General features: G+C 68.5%; 12 protein-coding genes and 1 pseudogene. 9 read left to right on the forward strand and 4 right to left on the reverse strand.

Features of this window, described 5'->3' with window-relative positions:
* The first annotated feature begins 1 nt into the window (after position 1).
* The 7 genes and pseudogenes from ATO6_RS19345 (at position 2) to ATO6_RS19370 (ending at position 7,945) form a co-directional block, all read left to right on the forward strand.
* Positions 2–1,666, forward strand: a complete 1,665-nt coding sequence (locus ATO6_RS19345; RefSeq protein ID WP_088625691.1) for a nitrite/sulfite reductase — start codon at positions 2–4, stop codon at positions 1,664–1,666.
* Positions 1,659–2,402: pseudogene (locus ATO6_RS19350) on the forward strand (phosphoadenylyl-sulfate reductase); the annotation flags it as partial. The gene ATO6_RS19345 and the pseudogene ATO6_RS19350, both read left to right, overlap by 8 nt.
* Before the next feature lie 12 nt (positions 2,403–2,414).
* Entirely contained in the window at positions 2,415–2,786 is a 372-nt protein-coding gene (locus tag ATO6_RS25155; RefSeq protein WP_176441026.1) for a DUF934 domain-containing protein, read from the forward strand.
* A gap of 94 nt (positions 2,787–2,880) precedes the next feature.
* Complete coding sequence (locus ATO6_RS19355; RefSeq protein ID WP_088625693.1) at positions 2,881–3,741, forward strand: ferredoxin--NADP reductase; 861 nt, start codon at positions 2,881–2,883, stop codon at positions 3,739–3,741.
* 496 nt (positions 3,742–4,237) lie between these two features.
* A complete protein-coding gene (gene mnmH, locus ATO6_RS19360; protein WP_088625694.1) occupies positions 4,238–5,305 on the forward strand; it encodes a tRNA 2-selenouridine(34) synthase MnmH in 1,068 nt (355 codons plus the stop codon).
* A complete protein-coding gene (gene selD, locus ATO6_RS19365; RefSeq protein WP_088625695.1) occupies positions 5,302–6,372 on the forward strand; it encodes a selenide, water dikinase SelD in 1,071 nt (356 codons plus the stop codon). The genes mnmH and selD overlap by 4 nt, the downstream gene beginning before the upstream one ends.
* 49 nt (positions 6,373–6,421) lie before the next feature.
* Entirely contained in the window at positions 6,422–7,945 is a 1,524-nt protein-coding gene (locus ATO6_RS19370; RefSeq protein WP_088625696.1) for a YifB family Mg chelatase-like AAA ATPase, read from the forward strand.
* Here the strand turns inward: ATO6_RS19370 and ATO6_RS19375 are convergent.
* From ATO6_RS19375 to rsmI, 4 genes are all read right to left on the reverse strand, one after another.
* Positions 7,923–8,810 (reverse strand): alpha/beta hydrolase fold domain-containing protein, encoded by an 888-nt coding sequence (locus ATO6_RS19375; RefSeq protein WP_088625697.1) that lies wholly within the window; start codon positions 8,808–8,810, stop codon positions 7,923–7,925. The genes ATO6_RS19370 and ATO6_RS19375 overlap by 23 nt on opposite strands.
* Before the next feature lies 1 nt (position 8,811).
* Positions 8,812–9,747: a glutathione synthase gene (gshB, locus tag ATO6_RS19380; protein ID WP_088625698.1), complete on the reverse strand. Its 936-nt coding sequence runs from the start codon at positions 9,745–9,747 to the stop codon at positions 8,812–8,814.
* A gap of 73 nt (positions 9,748–9,820) precedes the next feature.
* Positions 9,821–10,243, reverse strand: coding sequence for a YraN family protein (locus tag ATO6_RS19385; RefSeq protein ID WP_088625699.1), 423 nt, complete (start codon positions 10,241–10,243; stop codon positions 9,821–9,823).
* Positions 10,240–11,103, reverse strand: a complete 864-nt coding sequence (rsmI, locus tag ATO6_RS19390; protein ID WP_088625700.1) for a 16S rRNA (cytidine(1402)-2'-O)-methyltransferase — start codon at positions 11,101–11,103, stop codon at positions 10,240–10,242. The genes ATO6_RS19385 and rsmI overlap by 4 nt, the downstream gene beginning before the upstream one ends.
* Before the next feature lie 114 nt (positions 11,104–11,217).
* Here rsmI and ATO6_RS19395 point away from each other — a divergent pair, with 114 nt between their 5' ends.
* Both ATO6_RS19395 and ATO6_RS19400 read left to right on the forward strand, forming a co-directional pair.
* Positions 11,218–12,396: a penicillin-binding protein activator gene (locus ATO6_RS19395; protein WP_088625701.1), complete on the forward strand. Its 1,179-nt coding sequence runs from the start codon at positions 11,218–11,220 to the stop codon at positions 12,394–12,396.
* Between the two features lie 71 nt (positions 12,397–12,467).
* On the forward strand, positions 12,468–15,164 hold the full coding sequence (locus ATO6_RS19400) for a [protein-PII] uridylyltransferase (protein ID WP_254919212.1): 2,697 nt from the start codon (positions 12,468–12,470) through the stop codon (positions 15,162–15,164).
* Positions 15,165–15,227 lie beyond the last annotated feature (63 nt).

The raw sequence follows: 15,227 nt of genomic DNA on the forward strand, positions 1-15,227 counted from the left end.
CATGTATCACTACAACGATTTCGACCGCGACTTCCTCGCCAACCGCAACGCGCAGTTCCGCGCGCAGGTGAACCGCCGCATCGACGGCTCGCTGACCGAGGACGAGTTCAAGCCGCTGCGCCTGATGAACGGCCTCTACCTGCAGCTGCACGCCTACATGCTGCGGGTCGCGATCCCCTACGGCACCCTGTCGTCCGCGCAGATGCGCCAGCTCGCCATGATCGGCGACCGCTGGGACCGGGGTTACGGCCATTTCACCACCCGGCAGAACATCCAGTACAACTGGCCCAAGCTGAAGGATGTCCCCGACATGCTGGACGCGCTGGCCGAGGTCGGGATGCACGCGATCCAGACGTCGGGCAACACGATCCGCAACGTCACCGCCGACCACTTCGCGGGCGCTGCGGCGGACGAGATCGCCGATCCCCGCCCGGTGGCCGAACTGATCCGCCAGTGGTCGACCGATCACCCGGAATTCCAGTTCCTGCCGCGCAAGTTCAAGATCGCCGTCACCGGGTCGCCCAACGACCGCGCCGTGACCAAGGCGCATGACATCGGCCTGCGCATGGTCCGCAACGACGCGGGCGAAGGCGGCTACGAGGTGATCGTGGGCGGCGGCCTTGGCCGGACCCCGATGATCGGCAAGGTGATCCGGGACTTCCTCCCGCGCGAGGACCTGCTGCCCTATCTCGAGGCGATCGTCAGCGTCTACAACCTGCTTGGCCGCCGCGACAACAAGTACAAGGCGCGGATCAAGATCACCGTCCACGAGAACGGCATCGACACGATCCGCGACAAGGTCGAGGCGAAATTCGCCGAACTGAAACCGCTGTTCTCCGGCGTCGATCAGCAGATGCTGCGCGAGATCGAGGGCCACTTCGCGGCCCCCGAGTTCCGGACGGCATCGACCGAAGCCTTTGACGACGCCTATGCCGCCGACCCGGTGTTCCGCGCATGGTGCGACACCAACCTGTCCGACCACCGCGCGGACGGCTATGCCATCGTCTCGGTCAGCCTGAAGAAGCACGGCGCGACGCCGGGCGACGCGACGGGCGACCAGATGCGCACGTTGGCCGATCTGGCCGAGGCGTTCGGCCATGACGAACTGCGCATCAGCCACGAGCAGAACGTTATCCTGCCGCATGTTCACAAGTCGGACCTGCCCGCACTGCACCGCGCGCTGAAGGCCGCCGAGCTCGCCACCGCGAACATCGGCCTGATCAGCGACATCATCGCCTGCCCCGGCATGGACTACTGCGCGCTGGCGACGGCACGCTCGATCCCCGTCGCGCAGGAAATCGCGGAACGGTTCGAAGAGCTGAAGCTGGAGCACGAGATCGGTCCGCTCAAGATCAAGATCTCGGGCTGCATCAACGCCTGCGGACACCACCATGTCGGCCATATCGGGATCCTCGGACTGGATCGCGCGGGGGTCGAGAACTATCAGATCACCCTCGGCGGCAACCACACCGAAGACGCTGTGATCGGCGAACGCGCCGGCCCCGGTTTCGCCTATGACGAAGTCACCGACGCGATCGAGCGGATCATCCGCGCCTATCTCGACGTGCGCGAAAGCCCGGAGGAGGAGTTCCTCGACACCTTCCGCCGGGTCGGGACCGAACCGTTCAAGGCCGCGCTCTATCCCAAGGAAACGGTCGATGCCTGAAGCCGCCCTCGACTTTGCCGACGAACCGCCCGAGGCGCAGGCCGCCCGGATCGCGGAACTGAACGACCGCTACCGCCATCACGGCGCGACCTCGGTCCTGCAGGGCGCGCTGCGCGACCCGCAGGCGGGCAAGCTGACCCTGGTGTCGTCGTTCGGCGCGGAAAGCGTCGTGCTGCTGCACCTCGTCTCGGTCATCGACCGCCGGACGCCGGTGCTGTTCATCGACACCCAGATGCTGTTCACCGAAACCCTGGTCTACCAGCAGGAGCTGGCCGAGCGTCTGGGGCTGGAAGACATCCGCATCATCCGCGCCGCCGACGCCGCCGTGGCGAAGGAAGATCCGGACGGCACCCTGCACCAGTTCGATACCGACGCCTGCTGCGACCTGCGCAAGACGCGGCCGCTGCAGACGGCGCTCAAGGGCTTCGACGGCTGGATCACCGGACGCAAGCGGTATCAGGGCACGTCCCGCGCCGCGCTCGACTTCTTCGAGGCGGACGGACCGGACCGGATCAAGGTCAACCCCTTGGCACACTGGGCGCCAGAGGATATTCGCGCCTATATGGACGAGAACCGCCTGCCCCGGCATCCGCTGGTGGCCAAGGGCTATCCCTCCATCGGATGCGCGCCCTGCACCTCGCCGGTCGCGCCGGGCGAAGACCCCCGCGCCGGACGCTGGCGGGGTCAGGACAAGAACGAATGCGGCATCCACATCGTGGACGGCCGCGTGGTGCGAAGGAGTGAACCGATGAACGTGATCGTGACCGACGCGGGCTTCCGGCAGGACGACTGGCAGGGCAACGCCGTGCTCGATCTGGCATCCGACACCGACCCGAACACGGTGGACCTGTCCGCCGCACCGGGGCTGATCCGGGTGGACTTCCCCAGCTTCGCCGATGGCCGTGGCTTCACCATCGCCCGCCAGCTGCGCCTGCGCGGCTACAAGGGCCGCCTGCGGGCGCATGGCCACGTGATCGCCGATCAGTATGCCATGGCCCGCCGGTCCGGCTTCGACGAGGTCGAGATCGCACCGGACCTCGCCGCGCGGCAGCCCGAGGCCCAGTGGCAGTTCCGGGCCGACTGGCAACGCGGCGATTACCAATCCCGCCTGCGCGGATAACCCGCATCAGAAACATTCCGAACCCGCGATATAAACCTGACCCATGTCAAAGCTGGATCTTCGGCTCCGCTTCAGAAAGGCTGGCGACGAACCAATGACCGAGATGAAACCCGTGACCGACGCGACCGCACAGAAGGCCGACATCCCCAAGGCCCCCGCCCTGCCCGACGCCCAGACGGTGACCGAGGTGAAGCACTGGACCGACCGGCTGTTCTCCTTCCGCTGCACGCGTCCGGCCTCTCTCCGGTTCCGGTCGGGCGAGTTCGTGATGATCGGCCTGATGGGCGATCCCGATCCCAAGACCGGCAAGCAGAAGCCGCTGCTGCGCGCCTATTCCATCGCCTCGCCCTCCTGGGACGAGGAGCTGGAGTTCTATTCGATCAAGGTGCAGGATGGCCCGCTGACGTCGAAGCTGCAGCACATCAAGCCCGGCGATCAGGTCATCCTGCGGCCCAAGCCCGTTGGCACGCTGGTGCATGACGCGCTGCTGCCCGGCAAGCGCTGCTGGTTCTTCGCCACCGGAACCGGCATCGCGCCCTTCGCCTCGCTGATCCGCGATCCGCAGACCTACGAGGATTACGACAAGGTCATCCTGACCCACACCTGCCGCGAGGTGAAAGACCTCGAATACGGGCGGCAACTGGTCGAGACGGTGCGCAACGACGAGATGCTGCGCGAGCTGATCGGCGACGGGCTGGACAAGCTGGTCTACTACCCGACCACCACGCGGGACGAGAGCCCGAAGATGGGGCGCATCACCGACCTGCTGCGCTCGGGCGAGGTGTTCCGCGACCTCGGGATCGACGATTTCGGGCCGGAGCACGACCGCGCGATGGTCTGCGGCTCGATGGGGCTGAACCTCGACATCAAGGAAATCCTCGAAAGCCACGGGCTGCGCGAGGGCGCGAATTCCGAGCCGAAGGAATATGTGGTCGAGAAGGCGTTTGTCGGCTGATCGGGTGAGGCGGGACGGGCTGAACCGTGCCGCCTGCGCAATGTCGGCGGAAGCCTGCCTGCGTTCGCAAGGCCGAACGTTTGCTGGACCTTTGGTTCATCTGGCTCACCGGACAGGTGCCAGGCGCGGGGGTTTCGCCTTGGTTCCGCGCCGGGCGGAAAAGTCACCCGGTCTGGCAACAATCACCTCAACGCATGCAATCGGCCGGGACGCCTGCCCGTGGGTAGGCGCCCGCAGCGACTGATCGGTGCGCTTTATCCGGGCCACGAACCTCTTCTGCCCAAGGTCATCGCACGGGTGACAAAGCGCCTACCCGCCGGGACGGGCAGGCGCTCGGCGCGGCGGGCTTCGCCCTTGATTCCGCGCCCGGTTGGGTAAGGCACCCGGCCATGCGCCTGCCGCGTCTTTGCCACCGTCATCCTCGGGGCAAGTCCGAGGATGACAGCTCCGGCACTGGCCCCTTCCCGTCGCCCCGCCTGTGCGGTATCTCACCGCAATGCCCGTTACCCTGACCTCTATCTCGGACCTCGCCACCCTCGGCTTCGATGACATCATCGACGTCCGCGCCCCTGCCGAATACGCCGAGGACCACATCCCCGGCGCGATCTCGCTGCCGGTTCTGGACGACGAGGAACGTGCGCGGGTCGGGACGATCTACAAGCAGGTCTCGCCCTTCGACGCCCGCAAGATCGGCGCCGCACTGGTGTCGCGCAACGCGGCCCGGCATATCGAGGGCCCGCTCTCGGACCGCGACGGCGCCTGGCGTCCGCTGGTCTATTGCTGGCGCGGCGGCCAGAGGTCGGGATCCTTCGCGACCATCCTCGGCCAGATCGGCTGGCGGGTGGAGACCATCAAGGGCGGTTACAAGGCGTGGCGCGCACTGGTGGTCAAGGCGCTCTACGACGACCCTTTCCCGGCACCGGTGATCGTGCTGGACGGCAACACCGGGTCGGCCAAGACCGAACTTCTGAACCTGCTGCCCGAACGCGGCGTGCAGGTGATCGACCTCGAAGGGCTCGCCAATCATCGCGGCTCGCTCTTCGGCAACATGGGGCCGCAACCCTCGCAGAAGGCGTTCGAATGCGCGCTGGCGATGGAGATCAGCCGCCTCGACCCGGCCCGGCCCGTGGTGGTGGAGGCCGAAAGCGCCAAGGTCGGGGAATGCCGAGTGCCACCGTCGCTCTGGCTCGCCATGCGGGAAGCACCCCGGATCGAGATCGCGGCCACCCCCGACGATCGCGCGGCCTACCTGACCCGCGCCTATGCCGACATGACCGCCGACCCCGCCCGCCTGTCGGAGACCATCGACGCCCTGCGCCCCTACCAGCCCGCCGAGCGGATCGAGGCCTGGCACCAGATGGCCGCCACCGGCGACTTTACCCCCCTCGCGGCGGGGCTGATGGCACACCACTACGACCCGCGCTACACTCGGCACCGCGACCGGATGGCGGCCGAGACAACGACGCCCCTGCCGGTCGACAGCCTGTCGCCCGAGGCGCTGCCGGGCATCGCCGACCGCATCGCCGCGCAAATATCGACTCTGTCCAAGGGAATTTCCGCATGACCGCCCCCCTGCCCCTGCAATCCGAAGAACCCCGCCTGACCTCGCTCAGCCACGGCGGCGGCTGCGGCTGCAAGATCGCGCCCGGCGTGCTGTCCGGCCTGTTGCGCGGCACCCGCGAACTGCCGGTGCCCGAGGCGCTGCTCGTGGGGATCGAGACCTCGGACGACGCGGCGGTCTACAAGCTGAACGACCGGCAGGCGCTGGTGGCCACGACCGACTTCTTCATGCCCATCGTCGACGATCCGATGGACTTCGGCCGGATCGCCGCGACCAACGCGATCTCGGACGTCTATGCCATGGGCGCCACGCCGATCCTGTCGCTGGCGGTCGTCGGCATGCCGATCAACGTGCTGTCGCCGGACACCATCGGCAAGATCCTCGAAGGCGGGGCGGCGGCCTGCCGTGACGCGGGGATCCCGATCGCGGGCGGCCACACGATCGACTCGGTCGAGCCGATCTACGGCCTCGTCGCCATCGGCATCGTCGACCCGGCGCTGATCAAGAAGAACAGTGGCGCGCGGCCCGGCGACCGGCTGATCCTCGGCAAGCCGCTCGGCGTCGGGATCATGTCGGCGGCGCTCAAGAAGGGAAAGCTGGACGCGGCGGGCTACGCGGCGATGATCGGCTCGATGACCCGGCTGAACACCGCCGGGCCGGACCTTGCCGCCATCGCGGGCGTGCATGCGATCACGGATGTCACCGGCTTCGGGCTGGCTGGCCACGGGCTGGAAATGGCGCGCGGCTCAGGCTGCGATCTGACGATCGACTGGACCGCCGTGCCGCTGCTGCCTGGCGTGCGCGAGATGGCGGGCGCGGGCCACATCACCGGCGCTTCGGGGCGGAACTGGGCCAGCTACGGCGACGGCGTCAGCTTGCCCACCGGGTTCGATCCGGTGGACCAGGCGATCCTGTCCGACCCGCAGACCTCCGGCGGGCTGCTGGTGGCCTGTGCGCCGGAGGCGGAGGCCGCGGTCCTTGCCAGCTTCGCGAAGCACGGGTTCGAGGCAGCGGTCGTGGGCGAAGCGCTGGACGCCTCGGACGCGCCGCGCCTGCACATCACCGCTTAACACTTTATCAACCACGATGCGCCTAGCCTCCCCCGTCAGGGGGAAGGCCATGATCTCACGCGCCTACACGGTCGCCTTCGAGGGGGTGGAGCCGCGCATCGTCGAGGTGCAATGCGCGGTCACGCCCGGCATGCCGGGATTTTCACTCGTCGGCCTACCCGACAAGGCGGTGTCCGAGGCGCGCGACCGCGTCCGCACCGCGCTGACGGCGCTGCGGATCGCCCTGCCCTCGCGCAAGATCACGGTGAACCTGTCGCCCGCCGACCTGCCCAAGGAGGGCAGCCATTTCGACCTGCCGATCGCCTTTGCCCTGCTGGCGGCGCTGGAGATCATCCCGCCCGATGCCGCCGAACGCTACCTCGCCTTCGGGGAACTGTCGCTCGACGGCACGCTCGTTCCCGTTGTCGGCGCCCTGCCAGCCGCGATGGCCGCGGCGGAGGAGGATCGGGGCCTGATCTGCCCGGCCGGCTCCGGCGCCGAGGCCGCATGGATCGGCGCGACCGAGGTGCTGGGGGCGGAAAGCCTCGGCGCCATCGTGCGCCATTTTACGGGACAAGCCCCCATAACACCTGCCGAACCCGGCGAGGTCACCGGCGACCCGCATCACCGCGACCTGTCCGACGTGCGGGGCCAGGAACGCGCCAAGCGTGCGCTGGAAATCGCGGCAGCGGGGCGGCATCACCTGTTCCTCGTCGGCACGCCGGGCAGCGGCAAGTCGATGCTGGCCGCCCGCCTGCCGTCGATCCTGCCGCCCCTTACGGCCCCCGAAGCGCTGGAAACCTCGATGATCCACTCGCTGTCGGGCCTGCTGTCCGAGGGCGGCATCTCGCGCGTGCGGCCCTTTCGCGAACCGCATCACACCGCCTCCATGGCCGCCATCGTCGGTGGCGGCCGGGGCTCGAAACCGGGAGAGATCTCGCTGGCGCACAACGGCGTGCTGTTCCTCGACGAACTGCCGGAGTTTCCCCGCACCGTGCTGGAGACCCTGCGCCAGCCCATCGAGACCGGTGAAGTCGTCGTCTCCCGCGCCAATGCCCATGTCCGCTATCCGGCGCGGTTCCTGCTGATCGCCGCAGCGAACCCCTGCCGCTGCGGCTACATGCCGGAACCCGCCCGCGCCTGCGCCCGCGCGCCCGCCTGCGGGGCGGAATACCTGTCGCGCATCTCGGGCCCGCTGATGGACCGTTTCGACCTGCGGGTCGAAGTGCCGCCGGTGGCCTTCTCGGACCTGGGCGCGGCACCTACGGGGGAGCGCTCCCCGGTCGTGGCCGACCGTGTCGCCATGGCGCGCGAGGTGCAGGCCGAGAGGTTCGCGGGCGATGGCGTGGCGCGGCTGAACGCCGATCTGCAGGGCGAGATGCTGGAACGGGTCGCGACACCCGACACCGCCGGACGCGAGCTGCTGACACAGGCCGCGGAGCGGGTCGGGCTGTCGGCGCGGGGCTATCACCGCATCCTGCGCGTGGCGCGGACCATTGCCGATCTCGACGGCGCTGAGGCCGTCGGGCGCGATCACGTGGCCGAGGCGATCGGGTTCCGCCTGTCGGCGCTCAGGGACAGCGTGCCCGGATGAACCCGGCGGCCTGCCGGAGGACGGTGTCGGCCTCGGGCAGCCAGCCCTGGAACAGGGCGGCGACGTGGGGCAGGTCCTCCCACAGCTCGAGCGTCACCTCGGTGCCGCCGGTCTCCAGATGCCGCGCCATCGCCAGCGTGTCGTCACAGAGGATTTCAGTCCGGGAAACGTGGAGCCAGACCGGCGGGCACTGAGGGAAAGCGGCGTAGAGCGGCGAGGCGCCGGGGTCCCTTGGGTCCGTGTCGCCGAGGTAGAGCCTTCGGGCCTCCTCGAACCGGTCTGCGGGCAGCAGCGGATCAAGCGCGGCGTTCGCGGCCAGCGTCGCACTGGTTCCCGTCAGGTCGGTCCAGGGCGACATCGCAAGGGCACCCGCCGGCCGCTCGCCCCGCGCCAAAAGCCGCGCGAGCAGGGCCAGCATCAGGCCTCCGCCCGAGGAATCGCCTCCAAGAACGATATCCTGCGGTCGGTAGCCGCGGTCGAGCAGTCCGCCCCAGACCGCCAGCGCATCGTCCAGCGCGGCGGGATAGGGATGTTCGGGCGCAAGTCGGAATTCCGGCAGAACCGCCCGCGCCCCGGACAGGGCCGCCAACCGCGCCAGCATGGCGCGATGCGTGCGGCAGGATCCCATCAGGTGCGCGCCTCCGTGCAGCCAGAGGATCACCGGCGGACCGAATGGCCCGGCCTCGGCCCATGTCACCGGCACGCCGCCAAGCTCAGCCTCGCGATAGCGGACGAAGGGCGGATCGCGGAACAGCGGCGCCTCGCGCTCGAAACGGCGGCGCGCGTCGAGCGGGGCGAGCCGCGCCAGCGCCGGTTTCTCGACCCGGCGGAGCCAGACCGAGAGGAGGCGCAGGCGCAGGCTCATGTCAGAGCTTCCTGCGCTCCACCGCTTCCCAGATGGCGGCGGCGGCGTTGATGCCGTCGAACCGCTCAAGCTCCTGGATACCGGTGGGCGAGGTCACGTTGATCTCGGTCAGGTTGTCGCCGATCACATCGATGCCGACAAACACCTGGCCCTTTTCTTTGAGCACCGGCCCGATGGTGGCGCAGATTTCCCGGTCGCGTTCGGTCAGGCCGACCTTTTCCGGGCGGCCGCCGACATGCATGTTCGACCGCGTCTCGCCCGCGGCGGGGACCCGGTTGATCGCGCCGATCGGTTCGCCATCCACGAGGATCACGCGCTTGTCGCCCTTGGTCACGGCGGGCAGGTATTGCTGGACGATCAGCGGCTCGCGCGAGAAACCGGTGAAGAGTTCGTAGAGCGAGGACAGGTTGCGGTCGTTCTGATCCAGCCGGAACACCCCCGCGCCGCCATTGCCGTAGAGCGGTTTCAGGATGACGTCGCCGTGCTTTTCCTTGAACGCGCGGATCGTGGCTATGTCGCGCGCCACGGTGGTGGCCGGCATCAGCTGCGGGAAATCGAGGACCAGCAGCTTTTCCGGACAGTTGCGCACCCAGAACGGATCGTTGACGACCAGCGTGTCGGGATGCACCCGCTCCAGCAGATGGGTGGTCGTGATGTAGTGCATGTCGAAGGGCGGGTCCTGCCGCAGCCAGACGACGTCCAGATCGGCCAGATCGACGTCCGCCCAGTCACCCAGCGTGAAGTGATCGCCCTGCTTGCGCCGCACCTCGAGCCGGGCGGCGCGCGCCATGACGCGGCCTTCGCGGTAGGACAGGTTGTCGGGCGTGTAGTAATACAGTTCGTGCCCGCGCGCCTGCGCTTCTTCCGCCAGCCGGAAGGTGCTGTCGGCCCGGATGTCTATCCGGTCGATCGGGTCCATCTGGAACGCTACTTTCATTGCACCCTCCGTCACATGGCCCGTCCGCGGGCGGGTCATAGATGACGCAGTTGCCGGGCGGGCGCAATGCCGGTCAGGCCGCCAGCGCGTTCTCGATGATACGGACGGCGCCGCGCCGGTCGACGAGGCCGACGTCGAAGCGCACCTCGGTCAGAGAACCCTGTGCGTGCCTGTCGGTGTATTCACATGAGGCGCGCCCGATCCGCGCGATCTGGCCCGGACCGAGCTGTGCGAGCGCGCGGTCGAAATCCGGCCCGCATTTCACCTCGACAAAGATCACCTGAGCGCCGCGGCGGAATATCAGGTCGATTTCGCCGGAGCGGCCACGCCACCGCCGTTCGGCAAGACGATACCCGCGGTCGCAATAGGTCCGTTCGACGGTCAATTCGGCCGCGGCACCGGCCTGATGGGCGCGGCGGCCGCGCCGCCGGCGCTGGTCCGACGACCTGTCACCGGCGGGCGCGGAGGGTCCTGACGGTGGTGTCCAATGTTTCATCCATCCGCATCCCTGCGTCCGAGGGCAAGTGCCCGTTGATACACCTCGCGGCGGGGCAGACCGGTCGCGCCCGCCACCTTGTCGGCGGCATCCCGGACCGTTCCATCCGAAAGCGCCGCCATCAGCAGGGTGTCTAAATCAGATTCGCTAATTTTCTCCGAAGCCCCCTGCCCGATCAGCACGACGACCTCGCCCTTGGGCGGCGCATCTTCGCAACCGGCGGCCAGGTCGGCCAGGCCGCCGCGCCGGACCTCCTCGAACCGCTTGGTCAGCTCGCGGCAGAGCGCGGCGGGCCGGTCGGGCCCAAGCACCGCCGCCGCATCGGCCAGAAGTGCCGCGGTGCGCTTCGGCGATTCGTAGAGGATCAGCGTCGCCGGCAAACCGGCCAGTTCCTCCAACGCGGAGCGGCGCTTGGCCGAGCTGTTGGGCAGGAATCCCGCGAACAGGAACCGGTCCGACGGCAGGCCCGACAGCGTCAGCGCCGTGATCGCGGCCGTCACGCCGGGCGCGGCGGTCACCACGTGCCCGGCCTCGCGCGCCGCCCGGGCCAGGTCGAAACCGGGATCGGCGACCAGCGGCGTGCCCGCTTCGGAGGCGTAGGCGACCGAGCGGCCGGCGGCCAGGTCGGCCAGCAGCCGCGGGCGCATCTTGGCCCCGTTGTGGTCGTGATAGGCCACCAGAGGCCGACCGTTCAGCGCGATCCCGTGGATGTCCATCAGCCGCCGCAACGAGCGCGTGTCCTCGGCCGCCAGCACCTCGGCGCTGGCCAGCGTATCCAGCGCGCGCAGGGTGATGTCGCGGGCCGTGCCGATCGGCACCGAGACAAGGTAAAGCCCCGGCGCAAGTTCGCCTTTTGACATATTCACCGCTGGATTCCCTTCACGAAAGCCTGATAGTCTCGGCCCGAGACCCACCCCGGCCAAGCCTCCTCTCCGGCGGTCCGGCCAGGATTTTCCCGTTAGGAGGCTCCCCTCATGTTCGCCCGATTGACCGCTGCCTGCAAGACGCGCGCAGGCCTGCTGTTCGCCATGACCTCGGCGGTGTTTCTCGCCGCCTGTCAGCCCGTTTCCATGGGCGGCGGATTCGGTGGTCCGGCCATTGACGGCGGCGCGCCGGTGCCTGTTGCGCTTCTCGTGCCCAAGGGCTCGGGGTCGTCCGGCGACGCGGTGCTGAGCCAGAGCCTCGAGAATGCGGCGCGGCTGGCCATCGCCGATCTGAACGGGGTTCGGATCGACCTGCGGGTCTACGACACCGCCGGCAGCGCGGCAGCCGCGCAGGCCGCGGCGACGCGCGCCATCGGCGACGGGGCCAAGATCATCCTCGGCCCGGTCTATGCCGGCAATGCCAATGCCGCCGGCCTGGCCGCCGCGCGGGCGGGCGTGAACGTCCTGTCCTTCTCCAACAACAGCTCGATCGCCGGGGGCAACGTCTTTGTCCTGGGCTACACGTTCGAGAACACGGCGGACCGCCTTGCCTCCTACGCCGTGCGCAACGGCAAGTCGCGCGTCGTGGTGGTGCATTCCGACGACGTCGCGGGCCAGAGCGGCGCAGCGGCGATCCGGTCGGCCGTGACGCGCAACGGCGGGGCCGTCGTCGGCTCGGTCAGCCACAGCTTCTCGCAGCAGGGCGTCGTCAATTCGGTGCCCCAGATCCGCTCTGCCGTGCAGTCGGCCAATGCGGATTCGATCTTCATGACCGCCAACACCGCCGGCGCGCTGCCGCTGTTCAGCCAGCTGCTGCCGGAACAGGGCATTTCCCCCGCGACCACCCAGTTCATCGGCCTGACCCGCTGGGACATCCCGCCGCAGACGCTGGACCTGCCCGGCGTGCAGGGCGGCTGGTTCGCGCTGCCCGATCCGAACCGCAGCGGCCAGTTCAACAGCCGTTACCAGGCGGCCTATGGCGCCGCGCCGCACCCGATCGGCTCGCTCGCCTATGACGGCATCGCCGCGATCGGCGCGCTGGTCGCGCAGGGCCGTGGCCTTGGCGCCGGGGACCTGACGCAGGGCGCGGGCTTCGAAGGCGCGGGCGGCGTGTTCCGGCTGCTGCCCGACGGCACCAGCCAGCGCGGCATGGCCGTTGCGACGATCCGCAACCGTCAGGTCGTCGTGATCGACCCGGCGCCCCGCGCCTTCGGAGGGATCGGATTCTGACCGGCACTGCAGTTTCCATCGGACAGACGCCCGAGATTCCAGACGACCTGATCTGCCCCGCCACCCAGATCGTGGACATCGGGGCGCTGATCAACCGGGCCACTGCAGCTGCCCGCTCGCACAAGGATCCGCAGGAGTTCAGGGCCGCGCTGGTTGCGACCCTGTCCGAAGCGAACGAGGCCGGCCGCGCCGCGATCGCCGCCGCCTTCGAGGCGCGGCCCTTCGACGCCGCCGCCACGACCCGCGCCTACACCTGGCTGACCGACTGCATCGTCATCGCGACGGTCGAGGCGGTGCATGCCCATTCCGGCGGCCCCGGCGCCTTTGCGGTGGTCGCGGTCGGCGGCTATGGCCGCGGCGCCATGGCACCGCATTCCGACGTCGACCTGCTGTTCCTCGCCAAGGGCAAGATCACCAAGGCGCTGGAGAAGTTCATCGAGTCGATGCTCTACATCTTCTGGGACCTGCACCTGAAGGTCGGCCACGCCAGCCGCACCATCAAGGACTGCCTGCGCCTGGGGGCCGAGGATTACACGATCCGCACCGCGCTGCTGGAAAACCGCTATCTCTGCGGCGACCGGGCGCTGGCCGACGACCTGAACCGCCGCCTGTTCGCCGACCTGTTCCGGGGCACCGAAAGCGACTTCATCGAGGCCAAGCTGGAAGAGCGCCGTGCCCGGCACGAAAAGCAGGGCGGCCAGCGCTACGTGGTCGAACCCAACGTCAAGGAGGGCAAGGGCGGCCTCCGCGACCTGCAGTCGCTCTACTGGATCGCGAAATACGTCCATGGCGTGAAATCCGTGGCCGAGCTGGTGGCGCTCGACCTGTTCACCAAGGAAGAGTTCCGCAAGTTCGAGCAGGCCGAGAATTTCCTCTGGGCCGTGCGCTGTCACCTGCACCTGCTCGCAGGTCGTCCCATGGACCAGCTGACCTTCGACCAGCAGGTCCAGGTCGCCGAACGGATGGGCTATCGCGACCGCGGCGGGCGCCGCGCGGTCGAGCATTTCATGCAGGACTATTTCCGCCACGCCACCACCACGGGCGAGGTCACGCGCATCTTCCTGACCAAGCTGGAAGCGGCGCATGTGAAGAACGAGCCGCTGCTGGAACGCATCTTCCGCCGCCGCCCCAAGGCGGTCGGACCCGGCTACCTCGCCATCGGCAACCGGCTGGGGATCGAGGACCGGTCGAAGTTCCTGGAGGACAAGCTGAACCTGCTGCGCATCTTCGACGAGGCGCTGAAGACCGGGATGCTGATCCACCCTGACGCGATGCGGCTGGTGACGGCCAACCTGCACCTGATCGACGAGAAGATGCGGCAGGACCCCAAGGCGGCCAAGCTGTTCCTTGGGCTGCTCCTGGACCACGGCAACCCGGAACGTGCCCTGCGCCGGATGAACGAACTGGGGGTGCTGTCCGCCTTCATCCCCGAGTTCGAGCCGATCGTCGCGATGATGCAATACAACATGTATCATCACTACACGGTGGACGAACACACCATCCAGTGCATCCGCCACCTCGCCCTGATCGAACAGGGCAAGCTGACCGAGGAACTGCCGATCGCCTCGACCATCCTCAAGGAGGGTGTGAACCGCAAGATACTCTACGTCGCGCTGCTGCTGCACGACATCGGCAAGGGCCGGGACGAGGATCATTCGATCCTCGGCGCCCAGATCGCCCGCCGCGTCGCGCCGCGCCTCGGACTTAACGAGGAAGAGAGCCAGACGGCGGAATGGCTGGTGCGCCATCACTTGCTGATGTCCGACATGGCCCAGAAACGCGACATCGCCGATCCCCGGACGGTGCGCGACTTTGCCAAGGCCGTGCAGACGCGGGCGCGGCTGGACCTGCTGACCGTGCTGACCGTCTGCGACATCCGCGGCGTCGGCCCCGGCACGTGGAACAACTGGAAGGCCGCCCTGCTGCGCGCGCTCTACCGCCAGACCCGGCGGGCGATGGAGACGGGGCTGGAAGAGGTCAACCGCACCAAGCGCGAACAGGAGGCGCACAAGGAACTGCGCGCCGCCCTGCCCGACTGGGACAAGGCCGCGCTGGAGGCCGAGCTCGAGCGGCATTACCCGACCTACTGGCAGGGGCTGCACGTCACCGCCCAGTCGATATTCGCCACCATGCTGCGCGATCTGGACCCGGCCGAGATCCGCATCGACCTGCACCCGGACGAGGACCGCGACGCAACCCGCGCGCTGTTCGCCATGGTCGACCACCCCGGCATCTTTGCCCGTCTTGCCGGTGCGCTGGCACTGGTCGGCGCGAACGTGGTCGACGCGCGCAGCTACACGACCAAGGACGGTTACGCGACCTCGGCCTTCTGGCTGCAGGATGCGGACGGCCACCCCTACGAGGCCGACCGCCTGCCGCGCCTGACGCGGATGATCCACAAGACGCTGAAGGGCGAGGTCGTCGCGCGGGACGAGATGAAGTCGCGCGACAAGATGAAAAAGCGCGAACGCGCCTTCCAGGTGCAGACGGCGATCAGCTTCGACAACGACGGGTCCGACATCTACACGATCATCGAGGTCGACACCCGCGACCGCCCGGGCCTGCTGTTCGATCTGGCCCGGACGCTGGCCGCGAGCCATGTCCAGATCGCCAGCGCCGTGATCGCCACCTACGGCGAACAGGCGGTGGACACGTTCTACGTTAAGGACATGTTCGGGCTGAAGCTCTACACCGTGTCCAAGCGCAAGCAGCTGGAAACCCGCCTGCGCGAGGCGATCGAGGCGGGACAGGAACGGGCGCGGGCCTGATCCCCGGTCGCGCCGCCGCCCGTTCCACGCCGGACCTTCCCCGGCTCCTGCGGATGCTGTAAT

Origin of the sequence: Oceanicola sp. 22II-s10i (assembly GCF_002210105.1) — a bacterium.
In the GTDB taxonomy this organism is placed as follows: domain Bacteria; phylum Pseudomonadota; class Alphaproteobacteria; order Rhodobacterales; family Rhodobacteraceae; genus Pseudooceanicola.

What these genes read in the sequence shown, in the direction of transcription:
- mnmH (WP_088625694.1), top strand. Translation starts at nt 4,238, where the DNA reads ATGCCCGTTACCCTGACCTCTATCTCGGACCTCGCCACCCTCGGCTTC.
- ATO6_RS19345 (WP_088625691.1), top strand. Translation starts at nt 2, where the DNA reads ATGTATCACTACAACGATTTCGACCGCGACTTCCTCGCCAACCGCAAC.
- selD (WP_088625695.1), top strand. Translation starts at nt 5,302, where the DNA reads ATGACCGCCCCCCTGCCCCTGCAATCCGAAGAACCCCGCCTGACCTCG.
- ATO6_RS19370 (WP_088625696.1), top strand. Translation starts at nt 6,422, where the DNA reads ATGATCTCACGCGCCTACACGGTCGCCTTCGAGGGGGTGGAGCCGCGC.
- rsmI (WP_088625700.1), bottom strand. Translation starts at nt 11,103, where the DNA reads ATGTCAAAAGGCGAACTTGCGCCGGGGCTTTACCTTGTCTCGGTGCCG.
- ATO6_RS25155 (WP_176441026.1), top strand. Translation starts at nt 2,415, where the DNA reads ATGAACGTGATCGTGACCGACGCGGGCTTCCGGCAGGACGACTGGCAG.
- ATO6_RS19385 (WP_088625699.1), bottom strand. Translation starts at nt 10,243, where the DNA reads ATGAAACATTGGACACCACCGTCAGGACCCTCCGCGCCCGCCGGTGAC.
- ATO6_RS19395 (WP_088625701.1), top strand. Translation starts at nt 11,218, where the DNA reads ATGTTCGCCCGATTGACCGCTGCCTGCAAGACGCGCGCAGGCCTGCTG.
- ATO6_RS19355 (WP_088625693.1), top strand. Translation starts at nt 2,881, where the DNA reads ATGACCGAGATGAAACCCGTGACCGACGCGACCGCACAGAAGGCCGAC.
- ATO6_RS19375 (WP_088625697.1), bottom strand. Translation starts at nt 8,810, where the DNA reads ATGAGCCTGCGCCTGCGCCTCCTCTCGGTCTGGCTCCGCCGGGTCGAG.
- gshB (WP_088625698.1), bottom strand. Translation starts at nt 9,747, where the DNA reads ATGAAAGTAGCGTTCCAGATGGACCCGATCGACCGGATAGACATCCGG.